The sequence below is a fragment of the Psychroserpens sp. XS_ASV72 genome (assembly GCF_041224425.1).
In the GTDB taxonomy this organism is placed as follows: Bacteria; Bacteroidota; Bacteroidia; order Flavobacteriales; family Flavobacteriaceae; genus Psychroserpens.
Map to the genome: position 1 here is coordinate 92498 of NZ_JBGFGL010000070.1, position 22613 is coordinate 115110.

At 34.3% G+C, this 22613-nt stretch carries 21 protein-coding genes; all 21 read right to left on the reverse strand.

Annotation, left to right across the window (positions count from 1 at the left end; translation table 11 throughout):
• Position 1: 1 nt before the first annotated feature.
• The 21 genes from AB9K26_RS03590 to AB9K26_RS03690 all read right to left on the reverse strand — a co-directional run bounded on the left by AB9K26_RS03590 (position 2) and on the right by AB9K26_RS03690 (position 22605).
• Positions 2 to 763 carry a polysaccharide biosynthesis/export family protein gene (locus tag AB9K26_RS03590; RefSeq protein ID WP_369971169.1) on the reverse strand — a complete coding sequence of 254 codons (762 nt, stop codon included), beginning with the start codon at positions 761 to 763 and terminating at the stop codon, positions 2 to 4.
• Between the two features lie 75 nt (positions 764 to 838).
• A complete protein-coding gene (locus AB9K26_RS03595) occupies positions 839 to 1951 on the reverse strand; it encodes an MraY family glycosyltransferase (RefSeq protein WP_369971170.1) in 1113 nt (370 codons plus the stop codon).
• 128 nt (positions 1952 to 2079) lie between these two features.
• Positions 2080 to 3180, reverse strand: coding sequence for a non-hydrolyzing UDP-N-acetylglucosamine 2-epimerase (wecB, locus tag AB9K26_RS03600; RefSeq protein WP_369971171.1), 1101 nt, complete (start codon positions 3178 to 3180; stop codon positions 2080 to 2082).
• Positions 3181 to 3200: 20 nt separating this feature from the next.
• Positions 3201 to 3899 (reverse strand): WecB/TagA/CpsF family glycosyltransferase, encoded by a 699-nt coding sequence (locus AB9K26_RS03605; RefSeq protein WP_369971172.1) that lies wholly within the window; start codon positions 3897 to 3899, stop codon positions 3201 to 3203.
• Complete coding sequence (locus tag AB9K26_RS03610; RefSeq protein ID WP_369971173.1) at positions 3889 to 5094, reverse strand: delta-aminolevulinic acid dehydratase; 1206 nt, start codon at positions 5092 to 5094, stop codon at positions 3889 to 3891. The genes AB9K26_RS03605 and AB9K26_RS03610 overlap by 11 nt, the downstream gene beginning before the upstream one ends.
• The gene (locus AB9K26_RS03615) at positions 5084 to 7222 is read right to left on the reverse strand and encodes a Gfo/Idh/MocA family oxidoreductase (RefSeq protein WP_369971174.1); all 2139 of its coding nucleotides are present in this window, start codon (positions 7220 to 7222) and stop codon (positions 5084 to 5086) included. The genes AB9K26_RS03610 and AB9K26_RS03615 overlap by 11 nt, the downstream gene beginning before the upstream one ends.
• A gap of 13 nt (positions 7223 to 7235) precedes the next feature.
• A complete protein-coding gene (locus tag AB9K26_RS03620; RefSeq protein WP_369971175.1) occupies positions 7236 to 8192 on the reverse strand; it encodes an acyltransferase family protein in 957 nt (318 codons plus the stop codon).
• A gap of 50 nt (positions 8193 to 8242) precedes the next feature.
• On the reverse strand, positions 8243 to 9514 hold the full coding sequence (locus AB9K26_RS03625) for a hypothetical protein (RefSeq protein WP_369971176.1): 1272 nt from the start codon (positions 9512 to 9514) through the stop codon (positions 8243 to 8245).
• Complete coding sequence (locus tag AB9K26_RS03630; RefSeq protein WP_369971177.1) at positions 9511 to 9969, reverse strand: DapH/DapD/GlmU-related protein; 459 nt, start codon at positions 9967 to 9969, stop codon at positions 9511 to 9513. Before AB9K26_RS03630 ends, AB9K26_RS03625 begins: the two co-directional genes overlap by 4 nt.
• Positions 9966 to 11132, reverse strand: a complete 1167-nt coding sequence (locus AB9K26_RS03635) for a glycosyltransferase family 4 protein (RefSeq protein ID WP_369971178.1) — start codon at positions 11130 to 11132, stop codon at positions 9966 to 9968. Before AB9K26_RS03635 ends, AB9K26_RS03630 begins: the two co-directional genes overlap by 4 nt.
• A complete protein-coding gene (locus tag AB9K26_RS03640) occupies positions 11122 to 12189 on the reverse strand; it encodes a glycosyltransferase family 4 protein (protein ID WP_369971179.1) in 1068 nt (355 codons plus the stop codon). Before AB9K26_RS03640 ends, AB9K26_RS03635 begins: the two co-directional genes overlap by 11 nt.
• Before the next feature lie 53 nt (positions 12190 to 12242).
• Positions 12243 to 13949: an asparagine synthase-related protein gene (locus tag AB9K26_RS03645; protein WP_369971180.1), complete on the reverse strand. Its 1707-nt coding sequence runs from the start codon at positions 13947 to 13949 to the stop codon at positions 12243 to 12245.
• Positions 13939 to 14955, reverse strand: coding sequence for a glycosyltransferase family 4 protein (locus AB9K26_RS03650; RefSeq protein WP_369971181.1), 1017 nt, complete (start codon positions 14953 to 14955; stop codon positions 13939 to 13941). Before AB9K26_RS03650 ends, AB9K26_RS03645 begins: the two co-directional genes overlap by 11 nt.
• Before the next feature lies 1 nt (position 14956).
• Positions 14957 to 15535, reverse strand: a complete 579-nt coding sequence (locus tag AB9K26_RS03655) for a hypothetical protein (RefSeq protein WP_369971182.1) — start codon at positions 15533 to 15535, stop codon at positions 14957 to 14959.
• The gene (locus AB9K26_RS03660) at positions 15528 to 16274 is read right to left on the reverse strand and encodes a glycosyltransferase family 2 protein (protein ID WP_369971183.1); all 747 of its coding nucleotides are present in this window, start codon (positions 16272 to 16274) and stop codon (positions 15528 to 15530) included. Before AB9K26_RS03660 ends, AB9K26_RS03655 begins: the two co-directional genes overlap by 8 nt.
• 4 nt (positions 16275 to 16278) lie before the next feature.
• The gene (locus AB9K26_RS03665; protein WP_369971184.1) at positions 16279 to 16872 is read right to left on the reverse strand and encodes an acyltransferase; all 594 of its coding nucleotides are present in this window, start codon (positions 16870 to 16872) and stop codon (positions 16279 to 16281) included.
• A 1-nt stretch (position 16873) separates the two neighbouring features.
• A complete protein-coding gene (locus AB9K26_RS03670; RefSeq protein ID WP_369971185.1) occupies positions 16874 to 18121 on the reverse strand; it encodes a glycosyltransferase family 4 protein in 1248 nt (415 codons plus the stop codon).
• 26 nt (positions 18122 to 18147) lie between these two features.
• A complete protein-coding gene (locus AB9K26_RS03675) occupies positions 18148 to 18885 on the reverse strand; it encodes a sulfotransferase family 2 domain-containing protein (RefSeq protein ID WP_369971186.1) in 738 nt (245 codons plus the stop codon).
• Positions 18873 to 20228, reverse strand: coding sequence for a lipopolysaccharide biosynthesis protein (locus AB9K26_RS03680; RefSeq protein WP_369971187.1), 1356 nt, complete (start codon positions 20226 to 20228; stop codon positions 18873 to 18875). Before AB9K26_RS03680 ends, AB9K26_RS03675 begins: the two co-directional genes overlap by 13 nt.
• Positions 20229 to 20292: 64 nt before the next feature.
• Positions 20293 to 21150 carry a hypothetical protein gene (locus AB9K26_RS03685; protein ID WP_369971188.1) on the reverse strand — a complete coding sequence of 286 codons (858 nt, stop codon included), beginning with the start codon at positions 21148 to 21150 and terminating at the stop codon, positions 20293 to 20295.
• Positions 21151 to 21156: 6 nt separating this feature from the next.
• On the reverse strand, positions 21157 to 22605 hold the full coding sequence (locus tag AB9K26_RS03690) for an MBOAT family protein (RefSeq protein ID WP_369971189.1): 1449 nt from the start codon (positions 22603 to 22605) through the stop codon (positions 21157 to 21159).
• Between the last annotated feature and the right edge of the window lie 8 nt (positions 22606 to 22613).

A 22613-nucleotide genomic window follows, 5' to 3' on the forward strand; every position in this document is an offset into this window, starting at 1 on the left:
ATTATCTAGTCAAAAGAATAATAGAAGTTAATACGATAGAACCAACACCCAATAAAGTAGGAATATTCGAAATATAACCTGCGCTGGTTACTTTTGGATTGTTTGGATTGACAATAATAACATCATTAGGTTTGATATAATAAAACTCAGAATTCATGAATTCTGTATTAGTAATATCAATATGAGTAATTTGTCGCACTCCATCAACATCTCTAGTTACAATAATGTCATCACGTTTTCCATTAATGGTTAAATCACCTGCATAACCCAAAGCTTGTAATATAGTTATATTTTGCTCTGTAAAGGTGAAAGTTCCTGGACTGGTCACTTCACCCAAAACAGTAACTTTAGCATTGACAATACGCACACGAACCTTAGGATCATTCAGATGTCCGCCTGACACCAGTTCTTCTTTTATCTTGTCTTCTGCTTCATCAATTTTTAGACTACCCACTTCAATTTTTCCAAGAACCGGAAAGCTGATTGTTCCTTCATTTGACACCAAATAACCTTTAAGCTGTAAGAGTTGCAGGTTAGCTAATTGAGAACTATTCTGTGGACCTTGATTATATGGTGCAGAGGCTTCAGGCACTAAGGTTTCAACATCAATTTTTAGAATATCATTAGGCTGTATGGTCGTCTCCTGGTAATTGATTTGAGCACTATTGTTTTCATTGGCATCTTGTAGGTATAGCACTTCCTTTTTTGTAGCACAAGAAGACACCACCAAAACCAATAAAAGTAACAAGTATTTTGAATTCATTATTTTAAGTGTGGTTTGAATCGACAAATATAATCTATTTAAGGAAATCACAAAGGAAAGTATATGATGAGAATATTAAACCTTGACACTTTTTCCTACTTTGCGAAATGCTTTTTTTACAGCAAACGGCAAACAGTAAAGCAATGAGCCAAAAACCAGCAACAATCCTATTTGGGTATTTAAGTTTAGGTGTAGTAGATTAAACGCTATTATGATAATAATTGCATTTATTAAAACAATTGCAAATGTAGTTTGTATATGCGAATATCCTGCCTGAACAAACCTATGGTGAATATGGTTTTTATCGGCTTTAAACGGACTCTTTTTCAAAATGACCACACGAATAAAAAAGATTCTCAAGGTATCCATCAAAGGAAAAAACAACATAGCAAACGCCAATGCTGGAGATGCGCTGAAAAACTGAGAATCAACATTGGTTTGAGATTGCGAAATGAAACTTACCGTAAAAAATGCAATTAAAAACCCTACAATCATCGAACCTGTATCTCCCATAAAAATTTTGTTTTTTGAAGAGAAATTCAATCTCAAGAAGGCAATTAAAGCACCCATTAGAGCCACAGAAATTGTCGCTAAGCTCAAAGCTCCAGACTGATAAAACAAAATGGTAAAAACAGCTCCTAGCATAAGAGCAATACTTCCGGCCAAACCATCAATACCGTCGATTAGATTATAGGCATTAATGATTAAAATATAAACAAATAACGTAAAACCGACTGATATCCAATAAGGCAATTCATCGATACCAAATATTTTTGAAAATCCTATAATTCGCGTATCTGTAAAGACAATCAATAACAACGCAGCCAACAACTGGCCAATAAATTTCTTTCGAGCAGATAAGACTGTTAAATCATCTTTTAAACCGAGAAAAAAGAGAATTGTAAGTCCACCCATGACAAGCAACAAGACTTTGGTATTCAACCAAGCTCCAATCAAAGTCATAACAACTACCAAACTCACAAATATGCCTATACCTCCTAAGGTAGGAATCTTATTGGAGTGCATGCTCCTACTATCAGGTTCATCCATAAGATGTTTTTCCTTAGCAACATATAAAATAGTTGGAAAAGTCTGAAAGGCAATTAGAAAAGCTAATGTAAAAGCGCAGACAAACCAGATAAAGGGATTGACTTCAGGATTAAAGTTTTCAAGTAATGTTTTAATCATAAGTATTAGATAAGGATATGATTAAATCATATGTAATTAAGATTAATAGCTTTGCAAGATACAAATTTATAATTAAGCATTGTAAATAATAAGGAAATAAGAGATGGTAACAGATAATTGTTGATCCATTAACCTTTAGATAACACGCCTTTTAGACTATCAACAATACGCAGCGCAGTTTTTCCATCCCACAATGGAATGTCCTGTCCTTTTTTCCATTGATTGGCAAATAATTTATCTAGAAACGGTTGGATATTTTTAGGGTTTGTACCTACCAATTCATTAGTACCTAAATCAATAGTCTCAGGACGTTCGGTATTATCTCGCAAGGTTAGGCATGGCACTCTCATAACAGAGGCTTCTTCGGTGATACCTCCAGAATCTGTTATAACGGCTTTAGCACGTTCTACCAAATAATTAAATTCTAAATAACTTAAAGGAGCTACAGTATGAAGTCTTGGATGCGAAATATTAAGTCGCTCTAAAATTTTGGCTGTTCTAGGATGCACTGGAAATACCAATGGCAAATCTTGAGTATGTGAAATGATTTCATCAATCATATCCTTCAATTGTGTTTCTTCATCTACATTAGCAGGTCTATGAAGTGTCATTACGATATAACTTCTTTTGGAAAGTCCGATCTCAAACCATATTGCAGGTTGCATAAAGTTTGGTCTTTGTTTAAGCAAAGTATCAATCATAGTATTTCCAACAAAAAATATCTGATTTTCATGAACGCCACTTTGCTTTAAATTTTTATTGGCCGTTTCAGATGTGGTAAAAAAGTAATTTGTGATACTATCGGTTACCAAACGGTTGATTTCTTCTGGCATGGTCCAATCATCAGAACGAATTCCGCCTTCAACATGAGCCACTTTTGTATGTAATTTTTGAGCTACCAATGCACAAGCCATGGTTGATGTCACATCTCCTACGACCAACACTAAATCTGCTGGATGATCCATCAAATCCTGTTCAAATGCCACCATAATATTTGCTGTTTGTTGGGCATGTGTGCCACCACTACACTCTAAGTTAACATGTGGCTCAGGAATTTCCAACTGTTCGAAAAAACTTCCAGACATGTTTTTATCATAGTGCTGACCTGTATGTACCAATCGGAAATCAATAGAAAATCCTTCATCCTTAGCATTTTGAATAGCATGGATGATAGGTGCTATCTTCATGAAATTTGGTCTAGCTCCAGCAATTATTGTGATGTTATACATATAAAATTCTTAAGTGATAATTAATAACGATTAAGGTGCAAATTAACAAAAAAACCTACTAAGTGGATTTGACGTTTAATTCTTGATGGCTGGTTGATTAACCTGTAAGCCCATTCTAGATTATTTTTCACCCACCATTTTGGAGCACGTTTGACATTACCTGTATACACGTCAAAACTACCTCCTAAACCTTGATAAACTGCTTGATGGGATTTTTGAAGTTTCTCCATTAACAATTCCTGTTTAGGTGAACCCATCGCAATAAAGACCACATCAGGTTTTTTGGCCTTTATATCCTCTATTAATTCTAATTCTTCTACTTCAGATTTGATGTAACCATTTCTGTAATTGCAAATCTGAATGTCCTGAAATTCTTTTTTAAGCTTTTGAATAGTGGCCTCGATAATTTCTTGTTTACCACCAACCAAATAAAATGATTTGGTTTTATGGTAACGTTCTACAATATCTAACCACAGCTCACAACCAGGTATCTTGACCACATTTTTAATTCCCTTTTTTTTAAGTGCCCAAACAGCTCCAATACCATCAGGATATCCCAAATTTCTGTTGATAAGTGAGCGACTTTCATCTGTGGCATGTAAGATTTTTTCTGCATTAACAGCCACTAATATCTTTTGATGATCAAAAGCATATTGCATCAATTCTTCTCTCGATGTTGGAGCAAAGGTAGTAACTCCATTTAAAGACTTAGCTTCCATAAGACTGTGATTTGTTCTCTAACAGAAAATGAGCCATTGCATTAAACATAAAGGCATTGCTCCAACGCATATAAGATATTTTGGAACTGATTCCTTTCTTTAACTGATAATAAAAATATCCCTTTTTGTCTTGCATATGATCTATCGTCCAATCCAAAACCTTAGACAACAACTCTTTATTTTCCTGAAATTTATTGAGTTTTGACAAAGTAACTATTACCTGTGCAGGACAATGGATATCTATTGGATAGGTTTTATTGTGGTAATATTTCGGCATTCCATTGGCTTCAAAAAAATGATCAATGTAATAATTAGTGCCCTTTTCAATACAATCTTGAAAACTTGAATCATTGGTATTATCTTGATAGGTCTGTATCGCATCTAAGTTAAAACCTGTATGAAAACTGTCTTTCCAAGATTGAATAGGTAATAAACCGTAAATCCACGAACCATCCTCTTCCTGCAATTCACAAGCGGCAATAATTGCTTTTTTAGCCAATGCGGCATGCGCTTCATTTTTTGTGTATTTGTAAGAATAGCTTAAGATTTTTGCACCTAGCAGTGAAGCGTTGATAACCGTATTATTTCCATCTTTTACACTGTAAGAAAAAATAATTCCATTGCCATGAGGTGTTCTTGACAAATCGTTTAGTACAAAGTCTGCAGCTGATAAGATTTCATTAAGAACAGCATTGTCCTTAGTGATGTTATAGCTTTCAATTAAAGCTTCAACACAAAAACAGGTAGCAACAACAGTTGGCGTAAATTTCGGAAACAAAAACAAGCGTCTGGCTTGCCAATCAAAATTATAACCCCAAGCAGAACCAGCATATCCTTTACTTCTCAAACTTAAAAGAAGATTGGTAATTTCCTTTATCTTTTGTAATAATTCAGCTTTAGTGCCAAAATCCTCATTGCCTTGTTCAGCCAATTGGTACAATCTACAATATCCTAAAAGAAATAAAGCAACTCCTTTGGGATTGTGTTCTTTCGGTACCAACAATACCTTTCTCAAGTTTATCGGACTTCTTTTAAATCCTTGTATCCAAGCTAATCTGGCCAAGTCCCAATGTTTCAATGGTAAGGCTTGAAACACCTTTGAGTTCAATCCGTCATAAGGATCCCAACCCTTAAAGTCTTGATCTTCACAATAGGCTTTGAGCTTTAAAAAACTATCTTTTATTTTAGATGTCAATTTGCGCTCCTCCACTTTTAATCGATTCTAAAACTTTAAAGGATGCTTTGGTAACAGCTACAATATCCTCAAATGGTATAGCAAGCTGACCCTCTTTAAGAAGTCCGTCTAAAAAAGCATTTACCATTTCCTTTTGACCTTTATTCTGATTTAGCAGTTTATGTTTTTTAGGTTTTCCTTTACCAAAGATTTTCAACATTTTAAAGTCATGTAGCGTTGCTGACATTCCTGCGGAAAAGACCTCAACATATTCTTTGGTTAATGCCTTTGAACCATTAGCATAATAGCCAATAACTCCAGATGATCCATTTTCAAACTGAATCAATATGTTAAGCGTATCATTAAGTTGGTTGGCATCAGGTAGTGCTGATGCAGAGATTTTTGTTGGTAGACTTCCATTTAGATACGTTAGGTAATCAATAAAATGGCAAACTTCTCCAAGCACGCGTCCTCCACCAATTTCCATATCTTGAATCCAATTGTCTTTAGGAATTGCTCCTGCATTGATTCTATAGATCATGGTCATAGGATTATTACCAAGTGCTTTCTTCAATTTAGTAGTTAATGGTGAAAAACGTCTATTGAAACCAACCATTACCTGAGTGTTTGCAGCTGATCTGGCATTGATTATCGCGTCAAGCTCTTCTTCCTTTAAACACAAAGGTTTCTCAACAAACACATGCTTATTATTCTCTAAACCTTTTAAAACGTATGGTCCATGTGAATCATGACGTGTTGCCACAAATAAGGTGTTAGTATTGTCATTTAGAACATCCTCTTCTTGTGTTGCGCAAAATTGAAACTTAAACTTTTCGGCCACACGTTTTGAAGTTGTTCCTGTATTGGTTAGCACACCTACTCTACCGATATTTGAGGTTTCAGGAATATTTGGCAAAAGATTCCCTTGAGCATAACTACCAGCACCAATAAATGAGATATTTATTTTTCCCAGTTTGGAACCTTCAGCTGTGACAATTTTTTCCTTAGTAATCGAATTGTTTAAGTTGTACTTTAAAGCAATGCCTGTGAATGGTTCAGATTTGGAAACTACCAAATCAAATGCATCCTTAGCATTTTCAAAATCAAATTCGTGAGTCGTTAAATAACCAATGTCTATCTTATTGGAAGCAATCAAATGTTGGAATGCTTCCATATTTCGTTTTTCAGTCCAACGCACATAAGGTAAAGGATAATCGATTCCTTTTTCCTCATAATTCAAATCATATCGTCCTGGACCATAAGAACAGGCCATTTTCAATTCCAATTCCTTTCGATACCAATGCGGATCTCTATCAAAACCTGTAGGAACAGCACCAAGAACGACAACTTTTCCTTTTTTACGCGCGATACTTCCAGCAAAATTAATTGGATCTAAACTTGAAGTTGCAGCGGCTATAATAACAGCATCGGCACCATGACCACCAGTCGCATTTAAGATTTGCTCATCAATACCAGCAGCAGATCTCGTGAGCCCTAAATCGACCACTTGATTATCTATAGCTTGTTTCACAGCAGCATCAGATACATCAACGCCAATAACGTTTACACCTGAAGCCTTTAAAATCAATGCAGCTAATTGTCCGAGCAAACCTAGACCAATTACTACACAGGATTCACCTAAACGTAAATCTGCTTGGCGAACACCTTGCATTGAAATAGCACCTAAAGTATTATAGGCAGCATCTTTCAGATTTGAATCTGCATTTAATTTAACACATAGGTTAATGGGCACAGCAACTATTTCAGCGTGATTTGCATAACCAGCACCAGCGCAAGCCACTTTATCACCAACTTCAAATTCGGTAACACCTTCACCAACCTCAATAACCTCACCAGCACAACTGTATCCCAAAGGAGAATACGCATCCAACTTCTTCATTACAGCTCTGTATGTCTGAACAGGTCCTTGCTTTTTAAGCGTATCAATCACCTGTTTCACTTGTTGTGGTCGTTCTTTTGCTTTACCAATCAAACTTTTTCTAGCCGCTACGACAGTAGAGCCCTCAGTACCAGCACTAATGATAGAATAATGATTTTTTACTATCACCATCCCTTTACCCAACTGAGGATAAGGCACCTCTTGAATAACCATGTCACCAGAACCAAGTTTTTGAGTCAGTTGTTGCATTATAAGTATTTTTTTATGGAATAATTTTATTTAAAATCGGAACCTTCCTTATGATGTATTTGTATATGTAAATCGGCACAAAAATACCGCACAAAAATAGAACTATTATTATCAACACGTTAATCTTTAATTCAAAAAATGAACTCAAGGCAACATATATGATTCCCATAACCAAGGTATTCATCAAATAGATGTAATAGGTATAACGCCCAATATTTCCTAACTGCGTCGCTATTTTGGTTTTTTCTAATTGAATCGCCACAAAATGAACCGATGGAATTGATAGCATCCCTAGAATAGCTTTAGAGGCTTCTATTACATTAAAGAAAATCTGAACCAAAAATGCGATTAGGAATATCCAGCCAAACTTGACAATAAACTTATAGTATTGATCAAAATAGGTATAAGCCAAAATACCAAATACAATGAAAATCAAGTAGTACGAGAACAAGTCTAAATTTAGAAAACTTGAAAAATCGATAAAGAAAAATAGTACTCCTAAAATTAAAATCAATGACCAATGCTTATTTAAAAGCCACATTATGAAAGGCAAAACCACATAGTATTGCAATAAGATATATATGTACCACAAAAAGCCAGCAGGTGCTTTTGAAGGGGACAATAATATATCTTTTAGATCGACTTTGAGCTGTTGCATGGAAAACTCAGAATGCAAGGTTTCTAACAATAAAAAAAGGATTGAAAAGAGCAAATAAGCAGGAATAAACTTGCCCGCCTTTTTCTTTACAAAAGAGAAATATTCAGATTTGTTATGAATCGGTTTGTAACTCAATGCCATTAAAAACCCTGAAAAAAACATGAATAAAGGCATATGAAACTTATAAACAATCGCTCTAGATTTCACATACCATTCTGGAAATGAACTATCAAATAGCAAATGGCCATAAACAACCAATATAATTGAGAGTCCAATAGCAATATCAATATCTAAAAGTCGCTTCTTTTTCATATTTGAAAAACCGATTATGGATTCTTTTTATTTTGTCTTTTTCGAAGTAATTATTGTTTTGAGTCAGCAGGCTTAGCGATTACAGATTTAGGAAGTGTACTTTGGACAACAAATAATTGCGGCTTCAACAATAGGGTTCCGAAAAGACCCCAAACCAAGATATTGTAATAATAATACTTACCAGGTTCCAGTCCGATACAATCAATAAAATACATTCCGAAAAGCATGATAGCAAACACTCTAATGTTCTTGTAAACTCTCCACACGTTCCCGACACTCTTAATCATAAATACAATAAAGAATATGAATCCAATGATCCCACTTTTCATCAAAACCCTTAAAAATTCATTATGGATTGGTACATTCAAACCATTGCCAAACCATTGAAAGAAAAAGCTTTGTTTGGATGTAAAATACTCCCAATATTGCTCCCACACATAGCCTCGACCACCTAATGTGTTTTTAGCATCCTTAAGCTCACCCGATTGATAACTCACCTCTTTACTGAACAATTGTTCGATATTACTAGACAATGCATCACCAAAAACCAAAAATAATCCTACAAACCCAACTGCAATTGATAGAATTTGTTTTGTCTTTGATTTAGAAAACAACAATAAAACCATAGCCCACAACCCAAAAATAGCAACAGCAGCTTTACTAAAAACAGCATAGATTGATACAAAAGCACCAGCCGCTAAAAACAACATGAAAACATTCAATACAATATCTTTGGTCTTAAAAATAGTTTGGTACATCAAAATTGCCAATAAAGTCATCAAACCATAAAACCGTACTGGAAAGGCATCGTGATAAAATCCAACATAACGAATTAAACCAACCGTTTCACGTTCCCTAAAAATAATACCTGTTTGTAGTTGAAAAATACTGACAGCTATTGGAAAAATACCACATATCATAATAGCCATTAACAACTGACGCAATCTTTCCTGATCAGTTAACAACAAAGGAATAATAAAGAATCCCAGATAAATATTGATATTCAAGATTAAGGATTCCACAAAATTTATTGGTTCTGCCAGAACCGCCCAAATAATACCCATAGAAAGCGCCAATGTATGAATATTTGCAGTTCTTGACCAACGTTTTGGAATGATCTTTCTTTGGTAAATTATGGGATAAAACAATAACGGGATTACAATGCCTCCTAAAGACACAAAAGACAATGGACCAATTCTGAATTCCCAATAGGCATCGATAATCGATTTAGTAGCTACCAAAACCAACAAACAGGCAAACATTCCTTTTTGGAGCTTTGCAATGATCATTGCGAAGAAAATGATAAAAGGAATTACAATCATGAGACGTTTGTATGTTTTTTTGGTAATGGCCTGTAAGGAGGCTCCAATTGCTTAATGATTTTGATTGGGTTTCCTACAGCAATAACACCTTCAGGGATGTCTTTATTAACTACAGAACCTGCACCAATGATGGCATGATTCCCAATAGTTACATTACGCATGACGACAGAATTAACACCAATAAAAACATGATCTCCTATTGTGACAAAACCCGTTCCATTATCGGAAGGATCAATAACATGAGCAGCACCATCATGCGATAAAATATAACATCCATGCGTTATTAAACAGTGGTCACCAATAGTAATCTTACCTCTTCTAACATCAATCTTAGCACCTAAACTAATCATAGTATTCTTACCAATTTTAGCACCAGAAGCTCTTAAAAAAGACATTTGGAAAAACCGAAGTAAATTCCCGAGGTAATGCACCATTTTTCTAATGATTACTTTCATGATGCCAAGGTATTGGTTATTATCTGTTTGAAATCACTCGCAATTTTAGAAATCGAAAAATTTTCAACCACATTATTCCTATTGTTTTCACCAATTCTCTTTCTTACTGCTGAATCTGACAATAGTTTTTTTAATGCGGTTTTTAAATCTTCTAACTGACCAGGAATGAAAGAAAATCCGTGAACACCATCTTCAAAAACTTCTCGATGTGCACCAACAGGTGTATAAACCACAGGTTTTCCTAAGGCCATAGCTTCTAGCAAGGATCTTGAAAACCCTTCAGAATAAGAGGCCGTTAAAAAGATATCTGTTGACTGCATCTGTTCCATTTTATCTTTTCCACTGATGATTCCCAAGTTTTTATAATTCGAATTGTATTTTGATTTCAAAATAACATCTTCAGCTTCAAAAGGATCTTCGTAATCAATTTTTTCTCCAGTGAATTGGTTGAAAAACACACCACGTTCTCCTTTTCTTATATTTCCTGCAAAATAAAACTTTACGTTAGGAAAATCTTGGCAAAGGTCAGGAATTATTTTTAAAATATCAGTGTAGCCCTTGGCTTTTGTCATATGACCCATGACAAGAATCTTTCCTTCTTGAACACTTGTATCATAAATATTTGAAAACTCTTCAGTATCCATGGCTTGATACAAGACTTCAATATTGGATTTTTTTACATAAGGCTCAAACTGGTCATCAAGATATCTAGCTTGAACAATCGCAGTATCTACTTTTTTTAAGGCAAAACCAACAAGGCGTTTAGCTAAAGGGTGAAATTGCTGAAAATTGAGTTTAAAATGACTGCCTCTTAAATGGATTATAACTTTGGCACCAAACAGCTTACTCCATAAGATTGTCCAAACATCTCGTCCCAACCATCCAATTTGAGTAGGTGTGATTGGGTAGTAAACACATTGTATTTTGTTTGTCAACAATAGTTTTAAAAGCTTCGAAAAAAACACAAAAAAATTGCTGAACATCGAAAGGTCAAATTTACCCTTTTTGGTGTTATCTGTCCTAAAATTGGTTTTGAGGAATTTGATGTCAAAAGCTGCATTTAAAACCTCTGATTCCAAAAATTGCTGCATGCTTAATTCTGGGCCAGAATATGGTGGTGGTGTTGGACCTATAAATAATATTTTTGGTGCTTTATCCTTCATCTAATAGACTTGACTTCATTTGGTTTACCCAATTTTCTACAGAGAGGTAATTTCCTTTTTCTTTAGCAGAATCACAAAATTGTTTAAGTTGATCTTTATCTAATAATAAATGTTTTATGACTTCGATATTTTCATCAAAAGTACCATGAAGCATAAAACCATTTTCAGCTTGATCGATATAATCGACTTCTGGAGCATGACTTGGACCTTCTAAAGTAATATATGGTCTTCCATAAGCAAAAGCATGATTAACTGAAAGTCCAGAATGTCCTGGTATAAATACCAATGAAGCTCTTTGCATTATTGGTGCAATCTTTTCTTCATCAATTAAGGTACCATGCCAATGTATGTTAGTGTCCAATTCAGAAGCCTCCTTTACAAGGTAACTTTCTGGTCCATCGCCAATAATATCCAGTTCCAGATTCGGAATGTCTTGTTTCAAACGTGCATAATACTCCAACAGTTCTGGAATTCGTTTTGACGCTATTAATCTACCAATAAATAGAATGCTGATTTTATTTGCATTTGGCAATTGATACGTATGATGTTTTTGAATTTCGGAAGTATCAATAGTATTGTTGGCCCAAAATGCTTTCTCTTTAGCAATAAGACGTTCTGAAACGGCCCATTCATGACTTTGTTTTGTATAAAAGACCACACGATCCAGCTTTTTAAAAAACCATCGCGTTAACCATTTATCAACTAGAGTTACTTTTCCTTGCTTAGACTTAAGAATCGGATGGTTATACGAAAACAATTGTACTGATTGGTGTTGCTTTTTTAGTTTTAAGGCAAAAAGAAACAAAGGCACATTCTTTTTTTCAACTGGAATCATGATCCAATCAAAATCACTGAACAGTTCTTTCAGTTTGCCTTTCACCAATTTAGAAGTCCCAAAATCCTTTTTAGGTACATCGAGATTGATTTGCTTAAAATTAGTGCTGTCTTTTAACTCTTGGTCGCCCATATTTGAACGTCCAGTTCCCGATAGTACCGTAAGCTCAACCTCAGGTTCTAAAGCAAGATGATTCAAAAACCTCAGCTTATAATGATTCATATTTGGCGCCAGCCAAAGCACTTTTATAACGATTGATTTCTCTGGTTTTTTCATCAGGTATCAAAAAGTGTTTTCTTCCAAATGTAGAAAGGGAGCAAACGCTCAGCATCAATATCTTTTTGAGGAACATGTTCTTTCAGACAAGCATACATATCTGAGGTCTTGATTGACGAGATATGATCGTTTATAAATGTACTTCCCTTTTGACTATTTCTCATGTAATGATAGGAGTTTTGCAATCCAATTTTAGACAAATTCCAATAACCATCATCAATTTTTAACTTTGCCGCTTCCCTTAATACCTTTTTGGTGGTTTTCTTATGCAGTTTTTGATCAACCGGAATACTCAAGGCTAAGTCAACCATATCATCAGACCAAAACTGAGGATTCGAAACCATATTATGGCACAATTGTAATTCATAAGGCGTATGAAAGAAAAAGCTTGGCGTGTAATACACACTAAAAAGTGAAAAGAACAACCAATCATCGATTCGGTTACTCATAAGTTTCAATTCTTCTGGCAAAGCCATATCATTGATTTTAGCTTCGTATGCTTTTACGAACGACTGATTATTAGCTAATTTTCGTTCACCATAAAATGGGATGCCTTCGTTGAATTTCTGAAAGTAAAAACTAAGTTTCTTGGTTGTTGGATGACCTATACCATTCAGCAATGCAGCCATAACCTTATGCATTCCTGTCTTTTTTGAACGCTTGTACAACTGTAGAATCTTTTGCAATTGCACATACTTGTTCATTCCTAGAAACAAACGATCTGCACCATCACCATCAAACATAAGTTCAATTCCATCAGAATTTGCCTCTTTGTAAATAATATTGAGTATGGAATTATTGAATCCTACAGGAAAGCTAGATCTCTCAACAACATCTAAATAGTTGTTAATGATATCTTCTGGTGAAATACGTATTTTTTGAACTTTAAAATCTAATTTATTTGACAAATAATCAATCCGTTCAAATTCGTTGTAGTCGTCTTTAAATCCTAAGGTATAAGCCTTAAAATCTCGATTGCATTCATGTATTTTTTGAGCTAAATACCCAGAATCAACACCACCACTTAGAGCAATTCCTATCGAGTTAAAACCTTGAAGCGTCTTCTTGGTAGCTTTCAATAACACCTCATCAATTTGCTTTACATTTTGCTTTAGTGTATTGCTATTATTGGCATAGGACTTTACATCAAAAATATTATGATAGGTGATTTGGGTTAATTTTCCTGTTGGGATGGCGTAGGTTAATTCTTGTCCGCCTGGAGCAGAATTCACGCCTTTTACCAAAAAGTTTTTATAATCTGCAAATCCGAAATTGTAGTAAAATAATAGTCCATCATCACTAAACTCTAAGGTTTTTGTTGGATTTAGAATACGTAGCAATTCAAGGGAACTTGAAAAAACAAAGCTATCATCATTTTGGATATAGAAAAGCGGTATTTTAGAATAATGGTCAGTAAATAATTGGATCTTATCCTTATCGAACTTCAGTTGTATGAATTTGTCATCATTTTTGAAGATATCAAAAGAATGGATTTCTGAAGTTTTTGTTGTTCCTCCAAACCACAGAAAATGGCCTTCATTAAGTATATAGTAGTTATTTTCCTTTGGAGCATTACAGGTGAAAAGCTGTAAACTTTCATTATTATAAATCTGATTGACCAAAGGATTATCGTCAGATTGTTTTTTAGTTTTTGAAATAATTCCACCGAAAGCAGGTACACTCTTAATAGTACTATTATAATTCATCCAAAATAGATTTAGTCGATGAAATATGATATTTAGAATAATCCATTTGTTGTATGTTTCGTTTCAGTTTTTGCCTTAATTCAACTGATTGTAATTCACATAAGGTTTCACTAAGCTCTGCTTCGTTTTTCACGACATAGCCGTTTTCACCATGAACTACAAAATCAACACATGCACCTGTATCTTCAAACACAATAACAGGAACATTATGAAATAATGCCTCTAAAACAACCAAACCATAAGATTCGCCTATAGATGGCAAAACAAAAACATCAATATTAGCATAAAAATCGGACATGGAGTTGAGTTCTCCTAAAAAATTGACCTCAACATTTTTATTGTTTATTTGTTGTACTGTCTTTTTAAGTGTATTCAGTAACTGACCCGTTCCTGCAACCTTTAATACAACCAGAGACTTACATTTAATTTGTGACAAACTTTCCAATAACAGATGAATCCGTTTTTGCGCTACCAAACGACCAGCAAATCCGAGATGCAATGTTTCTTGACTTGGTGTGATTTCTGACTGGTGTTCGCCATCAATACCAAAAGGAATAATCTTTACCGACGTATCCCTTAACACGCCTATTTGAGCTTTCAATTTTTGTTTCGCAAAGTTAGAAGAACAAACCACTTTAAACCCAAGAACATTAATCACAAAAAAATAAACACATTGCTTATAAATACGCCTTATTCCACTTCCGAAGGTCATTCCGTGTTGAAATAAAAACACTCTGGATTTATGTTTGAGCAATGTTGGTAAAAAAGATAATTTAAGCGAATGCACAAACAAAAGATCATAGCCATCAACCAATTGCCTGAACTTCTTTGGTTGGTCATTATCGTTACTGATATCAATAACATTTTCACCTTTGGCTTCCTTTTGCCAGACTAAAATGTGGTGATTGGCATTCGAATTGGTATTTAGGTTTGCCAAGGCTTTCACAAAGGTCGTAATGCCTCCAAAGGATAGTGAATGACAAATATGTAGATGCTTTTTGTTCAAGTTAAGTCACTTTTCGTTCTCCAATTTTTTTTATTGGAATGCCGCCATAAATCTCATAATCGGTTGTAATATTTTTTGACAACACGACACTATTAGCTGCAATAACACAGCCTTTGTTTAGGCAACTCCCCTTTAAAATCCGAACACCAGCACCAATCCACACATCATCCTTAATTTGAACTGGTAAGGACACCAACTCTTGTGTGTTGATAGGTTTCGATTTATCAATTCCATGATCGGAATCACGAATGCTTACGTGTTCTGCGACAAGCACATTGTTTCCTATGACAACACTATCATTTGAACTGATAATAATATCTTGGGTTAAAGTTGTTTGATCACCAATAGATAACTTCCCAGAATTTGAAACATCAAAGGTAATTCGGTAACCAATGGTGACATTCTTTCCTAACTTAATATTGCCCTTTGGAAGTGTTCTAAACTTTGGAAACTGCTTACACTTTATACTACCAGACACCTCACAACCACTAAATTTCAAGTACATTTTCAACAATGCTCCTTTAAATTTAAATAATCGATTTCTAAAAATCACACGCAATTTGTACAAAGGATTAGCCATGGTTTAGGATTTTCTTAGCTAACTTAATCAATCTACATTTATAATAGCTATAAACATATTTTAAATGATTTCCTGTTTTATGTATTTTATGGATATTGTAAGCTTCCTTATGACTGTAGCAATTATGACTCACACGATCATCGGTTCCTACCGTCATGACACAAACTGGAAATTGTAATTGGTGGAACTTACAACCATTCACTTTAAGTCTGAGCAACAACTCATAATCTGAAGCACTTCTAAACTGCGTATCATAACCTCCTAAACGATTGTAAGCTTCCTTGGTAATAAAGGTTGCTGGATGAAAAAATTGTTTGAGATTATCTTCCAATTCCATAATAGGGACCAATTCAGAAGTTAAGGTATCATTTACTAATTTGAACATACTTCCATAATACACATCGGCTTTTTGTTCAGTGTAAGCTTGAGCTACTTTTTCCAATACATGGTTGTCATACAACCAATCATCAGTATGACAAATTCCTATCAAATCTCCTGTAGCAACTTCAACACCTCTATTTAAGGCGTAATACATGCCATTATCTTTTTTAGATTCAAAGAAATCGATTTGATCACTGTATTTTTTAATGATATCTACCGAACCATCTGTTGAAGCACCATCAATAACAATGAACTCAACATTTTTATAGGTTTGGTTGACCACACTTTGCAAGGCCTTTTCAATAGTACGTTCTCTATTGAATACAATGGTAATGATTGATATTAGAGGCTCTGTCATAAATTTATAAGTTACGGATGAACTGGGCAGGATTTCCGCCCCAAATTTGATTTGAAGGAATTGATTTTGTTACCACGCTTCCAGCTGCAATTACAGAATTTTCACCAATAGTAACCCCTTTAAGAATGGTAGCTCCTCCTCCAATAAATACCTTGTCTTCAATAACTACAGGAGCACTCACAATATCATTATCACCATTGAAGCATCGTTCCTCTGGATCGATACTATGGAAATTGGTATCCCAAATTCTACAGCTATTTCCTATGAGAACGTGATTCCCTATTCGGATGGATTTAGAACAATAAATCGTACTATTTGAAATCCCTACATTATTGCCGATTTCCAAAACTGCATGGTTGTCAGTTATTAATCTAATAACCGAATCGCCTCCAATTGGCGTGTAAGCGACTCCTGAATTTGCTCGAAAGCCTTTTCCGATATTGATGCTTCCTTTATTTTTTACAAATAGAATTCCGTTGATTTTATATTCCTGAATAGCGACACCTTCTCGAATAAGCATCAATTTATTTGCTAAGCTATCGTAAAACTGACGGACTTTTATTTGAACACTATGTATTTTCCTTAGAACAAATCGCATCTTATAATTTTTCTAGAATTGAATAATAGGTTTTCGTTATTTCATCAACAACCTTCTTAGGATCGTGACGTAACAATGCTGTTTTTCGAGCATTTTCACCATAAACCTTAGCCTTTTCAAAATCATTTTGCAACGCTACAATGGCTCCTGCTAAATCATAAGGCTCTCCTTCTTGTACCAAAATACCTTCATGGTTGTTTTCAAGCATTGAAGAGGTTCCACCAACATTGGTAGCTGCAATTGGCATCCCAAGCATCATGGCTTCACATAAGCTATTCGGACTGTTTTCAATATGGCTTACCTGGCAATAGATATCAGATTGTAATAAGAGGGCTACAAGTTCTGTTTCATTTTTAATTCCTAAGAATTGAACTCCAATCTCTTTGTAATTAGGTTCCAGCCAATTCTCCACAGCCTTTGGAATACTATTGTTTTCATTCAAGCCCACAACACTCCATTCAAACTCTACATCATATTGACGCAGTAATGTTGCTGTTTTCACAATCAGCTCAAATCCCTTGTAAGCGACATTTCCAGTTGTTGTGATTAATTTTAACGGTTGTTCAAAACTTGTTTTTTTCCAAATATTTTTAGTGTCGTAGAATGCTTCACGCAGAATCTCATTTCCTACAAAATACTGACTATTTGGTGCCAACAAACGTGTCATACGTTTGTCCCAATCTGTTCTACCAATAATAAACTGCGCAGACTTAAGGATGTTTCGTTCTCTTACGGCATTCAATCTAAATGCTGAATTGATTCCTTTGCTGAAGCTTAGTCCGCTCTTTTTAGTCTTTTTCAAAATTGCTTCAGGAATACCAGAAAAATACTTTTCATAATACGGACTTAGAATCCCTTGTATGGAAATAACAACAGGCACAGACGTTTCAAATTGAATCAAACCTAGATTCAATTCGGTACCATGCACATGAATGAGATCAGGCTTTACTTTATCGACGATTGCTTTTATTTTCTGAATACTAAGATGATCGTTTTGACTTCCGGAGACCTTGGCTACCAATTTGTCTTTCATACTTTTAGGCTTCACCTCTGTAACCGGATAATACATGGTGTTATGGAATTCAAATGGCTCTAAAGCTACAGACCAGTAAAAACAAACGTTCAGTTCGATATCTTGGTTTTCTGCCAAGTGATAATTTAAGGCTTTCAACCAACCACCAGATTGGGTTTCGGGAGACAGCTTTTCAATGGCATAGCTCGGATTATTTGTTAACCAAAGTATTTTCATGTATCGATCTTAATTTGCTGATGCCTTTAAAATTGATAATCCAAAAGCTCTATATCTTTTTTGTATACTGAACGTACGATTTCCTTTGTTTTAGGCGAATAATATTCGCGGTATTTTTGGTGTCTGTTTGGGTTTTGGTTTTCGTGCTTTAAATCGATAGCGACATTAAGCTTTGAAGCTAATGTTTTTATATCTTCATTAATCGTTTCCATTTTGTAAATATCATCTACCAAAACCTTGTTGTTTACAGTGATGAATTCAAATTGAGGATTGAAGTGAATCCATTTATAAATATTCTCTTCATTTAACCAATTGACCACAAAGTCTTCAAAATTCTGAAATTTTGCCAAATTATCATCAAACCACTGCTTATCTTTTTCATGTAAACCACCTTTTTTCAAAAAAAAGTAGGTCGACACCAATCGATCCCAAGGGTTTCTAACAAATGTGAACTTGTAATAACTGTAAAATTCCTCCTTATTAAAAATCAACTGATAGGCTTTCAATTTGGTATGAGCACCACCCAAATTACCAAAAAGTGCTTTATTTATTGAAATTCCAGCAGCTTTTGGTATATGCACAAAGATACATTTTAAATCGTCAAAGCCTTTTAAAGAGACCTCATCGCCAATAATCTCTTTTTTACGTAAGGCTTGTTTTTCATTGAAGCCCTTCGGATTTTTATTTTTAAAATAGTTATAGCGCATATCATAAGGTAGGTTCCAAATGATTTTATCGACAACTATTTTCTTTATTTGTTCCATACACCAGTAGCTCTTAGATTGATTATCTTCTTGTATTGGATAGTTTTTACCACTGCACTTATCAGCATTGAAATGGTTGTTGCTGTAATGACTCCTGAAACACCCATGTTAAGCGTTTTTGCTAAAAAAATTGAAGCAGGAATATTAAAGATTATTGAAAACCCTGTGATATACAATTGCACTTTTAATTTGCCTACGCCATTTATAAAGTACGTGTAAATTAAATTATACGACTGAATTACAATAAACAAACACCAAAAGATCGATAACATAAATGGAATAACAACCTTATCTCCCAACCACAATTTAAAAAAATATGGAGAGATTGCTAACATGAGTAATGAACCCAAAGCGAATAACATCCATATTTTAGTCATTTTTTTCATGGTCTTTTTAATCCAAGACAGATCATCTTTATGATAAGCATCAGTCACTGCCGACCAAAGTGGTTGAACAATAATAGTAAACAACATCAAGGACATGCCAAAGTACTTATGGGCAAGCTGGTATGGTGTTACTTGCTCAGGACCATATAGCTGTGTAATAATCAAGTTATCTGTTGAAAATAAAATGATTGCAGCAATGGTTATGATAAAGAACTTAATGCCAACATTCATCAAATCCTTTAAATAAGAAAAATCAACATAACTCCTTTTAGGAATAATATACCTATAATCTTTACTGAAATAGTACACAGTCAAGCCAACCAAACTAACAATTGGTATCATACTGAATGTCGCTCCAAGTAACAATAAGGATCCTTCAGTGAATTGCAACAAAAGGAGAATAGCAACCACTTGTAGGCATTTAATCAAAAAAGCTTGTAGGTTGATAATTGAAGGTCTTTGGTCTGCTGTTAGAATCGTGATAATGATCTTGAAAATGAACTGTAACGAAAAGGCTCCGAAAACGAACAGTGCTAAAATGGATAAATCCTCATTTTGAATGACCGTTGTGTTCAATATTCGTTCCCAATTCAGAAATGAATTTAAGATGAGAAAAATCAAGAAAAAACCAACGCCAACCATAATCAATAAGGCATAGGTCGTACTCACGTAGTATCGTAGTTTCTCTATTTCGTTTTTGGCCTTTGCTTCGGCAAACTTATTACGCAGACCATGACTTAAGCCTACATCCATAAAACTAAAATAAGCCGTTAGGGAAAACAACAACAACCAAACACCATATTGTTCTTCGTTTAAGTAACTTAAGACCAGTGGCACCAAAAGAAAACCTAGAGCAATCTCAACACCTTTGAATCCGTAAGAAAACAGAATGTTTTTCTTGATCTGCTTATCGCGCTGATGCCCTTTAAATAGATACTTTTTTAGTTTGTTGAACATAAGGTTTCTATTGGTTAGGCTCTATTTAGAAATTTCATTAACAAAGATTTCATATCATAAAAAACTATTGCGCAATATACAGCGTTGTATTTTTATTCTTTAACAAATTCTCACCAAGTTTTAATGATAAATCCTTAGCACCAATAAGATTTAAGTGTGAGTAATCATTAAAAATATTTTTAGTTTTATCGAGCCTGATCGTATCCTTTTCAAATGTTTTGAACAATCTGCTTATTTGATTTACAAAAGCTTCTGTTTCTCCTTTGATAGGAGATCGGTTTTCAATAGCCTTCAATTGCTTCTGAAAGGGTAGTTCCAAAAAAGTAATTTTACAATTCTTATCAATTAATTTCTGAACACCAATTAAATATAGGTCTTGTTTTTCATCTAAAAATTCTGGAATTTCTTCGTAATAGCTCTCGAAATGCGATAAGGGAAGACCTTCTTGCATCGAATCTGAGTAAGCGTATAATTTAGTCGACTCAAGAATATTGCGCTTAGGTTTGATGTTTAATTTGAAAATAGAAAAGACATCATTAAACGAATAATCATGTCCATACAATTGGTTTAAAGCCCAAAAGGATAAACCCGTTCGGTTGTAGTCCTTATCTTTTCTTCTTATTTGTGATAGTTTTGAAATGGAAATAATTAATTCTGAATCCTCAGGAACTTGATCAACAAAATTTAAAAAATCATACACACCTGCTCCATGATGTGCAGAAGAGTATACCTTTTTCCTTGTAACTTGAGACAAAGCTTTTAAATCTACACCTTGATAGGCTTGGGAGTCTCCCCAAATAAAAATTGAATCTTTGTTAGAAAAAGAATGATTTAAATACGAATCATAAGAAACATATAAAATCCCATAAGCTAACAACAAGCCTATTGGGAATAACACTATTTTTCTTATGAATCTTTTCATCTAATTTTAAAATTGAAAATATATGAACTGCTGTTCTTTTCCACCAAACCAAAATATCAAAATAATGATCAAATAGTACATGGCATACCTCAGTGGTCGCTTCCATTTCAATCCTAAATTTTCAATGGCATATTGATGTTCTCTACCGCTCCATTCAACTAAAACGAATATTCCCATTAAAACAATTGTTGAAATAGCTGCATGCAACCCTGAAAAATTTGGAAATTCAAATAAAGAGTTCGATAAAATGCCTGAAATATAATCGAAGGCATGGCCTATATTTTCTGCTCTAAAAAATATCCATGCAAATATGGTTAACACAAAGGTTACAAACATCATCAGGAATTCTTTAGCACTTGGCAGTATATTACCTTGAGATACCACTTCCAAATTTCGTCTATTATTATTTGTTAGCAAAAGTGGTAAAAAGTAAATGGCATTTAATGCTCCCCAAACAATGAAAGTCCAATTTGCTCCATGCCAAAACCCACTTACAATAAAAATAATAAAGGTATTTTTAACTTTCATCAAAGTACCACCACGACTGCCACCTAAAGGGATGTACAAATAATCTCTAAACCAAGTGGAAAGTGAAATGTGCCAACGCCTCCAGAACTCTGCTATGTCTCTTGAAAAGTATGGAAACGCAAAGTTTTGCATGAGGTTAAAACCGAAAAGCCTTGAAGTTCCTATGGCAATATCTGAATATCCTGAAAAGTCACCATAAATCTGAAATGTAAAAAAAATAGCACCTAAAACTAAGGTACTACCATTCATTTCTGAAGAATTATTAAAAATTTGATTAGCAAACTCAGCACAGTTATCTGCAATGACCACTTTTTTAAACAAACCCCAAAGTATTTGTCGCATGCCATCAACTGCCTTTGAGTAATCAAATGTTCTTTTCTTGTAAAATTGAGGCAGTAAATTGGTCGCTCGTTCTATGGGTCCAGCAACCAATTGAGGAAAAAAACTAACAAAAGCTGAAAAAGCGATGATGTCTTTTGTTGGTTCTAGTTTTTTCTTATAAACATCGATGGTATAGCTCAACGTTTGAAACGTATAAAAGCTAATACCAACAGGTAAAATTATATTTAAGGAGCTGGCTTTTATTTCGGTTCCAAAAAACGAAAATGCGGTAACGAAATTATCAAGGAAAAAATTATAATACTTAAAGAAGCCTAAAAAGCCAAGGTTTACTAAAATACTAACCCATAAAAGGATTTTACGATTGCGTTTATTTTCTTCAACTTTCAGTTTACGTCCAACCGAATAATCGACAAGCGTACTAAAAACAATCAAAGATAAAAACCTCCAATCCCACCAGCCATAAAAAACATAACTTGCCAAAACAATAAGCAAGTTCTGCAACTTTAAGCTCTTATTAGTCACAAACCAATAGAGTATAAAAACTATTGGTAAGAAAATTGCAAAATCAATTGAGTTGAATAGCATTTTATTCT

Bases quoted from the DNA above. Each gene is read 5' to 3' on its own strand.
- AB9K26_RS03635 (WP_369971178.1), bottom strand. From the start codon at position 11,132: ATGAAGGATAAAGCACCAAAAATATTATTTATAGGTCCAACACCACCA.
- AB9K26_RS03655 (WP_369971182.1), bottom strand. From the start codon at position 15,535: ATGGCTAATCCTTTGTACAAATTGCGTGTGATTTTTAGAAATCGATTA.
- AB9K26_RS03665 (WP_369971184.1), bottom strand. From the start codon at position 16,872: ATGCGATTTGTTCTAAGGAAAATACATAGTGTTCAAATAAAAGTCCGT.
- wecB (WP_369971171.1), bottom strand. From the start codon at position 3,180: ATGTATAACATCACAATAATTGCTGGAGCTAGACCAAATTTCATGAAG.
- AB9K26_RS03620 (WP_369971175.1), bottom strand. From the start codon at position 8,192: ATGAAAAAGAAGCGACTTTTAGATATTGATATTGCTATTGGACTCTCA.
- AB9K26_RS03595 (WP_369971170.1), bottom strand. From the start codon at position 1,951: ATGATTAAAACATTACTTGAAAACTTTAATCCTGAAGTCAATCCCTTT.
- AB9K26_RS03675 (WP_369971186.1), bottom strand. From the start codon at position 18,885: ATGGAACAAATAAAGAAAATAGTTGTCGATAAAATCATTTGGAACCTA.
- AB9K26_RS03590 (WP_369971169.1), bottom strand. From the start codon at position 763: ATGAATTCAAAATACTTGTTACTTTTATTGGTTTTGGTGGTGTCTTCT.
- AB9K26_RS03690 (WP_369971189.1), bottom strand. From the start codon at position 22,605: ATGCTATTCAACTCAATTGATTTTGCAATTTTCTTACCAATAGTTTTT.
- AB9K26_RS03660 (WP_369971183.1), bottom strand. From the start codon at position 16,274: ATGACAGAGCCTCTAATATCAATCATTACCATTGTATTCAATAGAGAA.
- AB9K26_RS03645 (WP_369971180.1), bottom strand. From the start codon at position 13,949: ATGAATTATAATAGTACTATTAAGAGTGTACCTGCTTTCGGTGGAATT.
- AB9K26_RS03625 (WP_369971176.1), bottom strand. From the start codon at position 9,514: ATGATTGTAATTCCTTTTATCATTTTCTTCGCAATGATCATTGCAAAG.
- AB9K26_RS03605 (WP_369971172.1), bottom strand. From the start codon at position 3,899: ATGGAAGCTAAGTCTTTAAATGGAGTTACTACCTTTGCTCCAACATCG.
- AB9K26_RS03680 (WP_369971187.1), bottom strand. From the start codon at position 20,228: ATGTTCAACAAACTAAAAAAGTATCTATTTAAAGGGCATCAGCGCGAT.
- AB9K26_RS03640 (WP_369971179.1), bottom strand. From the start codon at position 12,189: ATGAATCATTATAAGCTGAGGTTTTTGAATCATCTTGCTTTAGAACCT.
- AB9K26_RS03630 (WP_369971177.1), bottom strand. From the start codon at position 9,969: ATGAAAGTAATCATTAGAAAAATGGTGCATTACCTCGGGAATTTACTT.
- AB9K26_RS03685 (WP_369971188.1), bottom strand. From the start codon at position 21,150: ATGAAAAGATTCATAAGAAAAATAGTGTTATTCCCAATAGGCTTGTTG.
- AB9K26_RS03615 (WP_369971174.1), bottom strand. From the start codon at position 7,222: ATGCAACAACTGACTCAAAAACTTGGTTCTGGTGACATGGTTATTCAA.
- AB9K26_RS03670 (WP_369971185.1), bottom strand. From the start codon at position 18,121: ATGAAAATACTTTGGTTAACAAATAATCCGAGCTATGCCATTGAAAAG.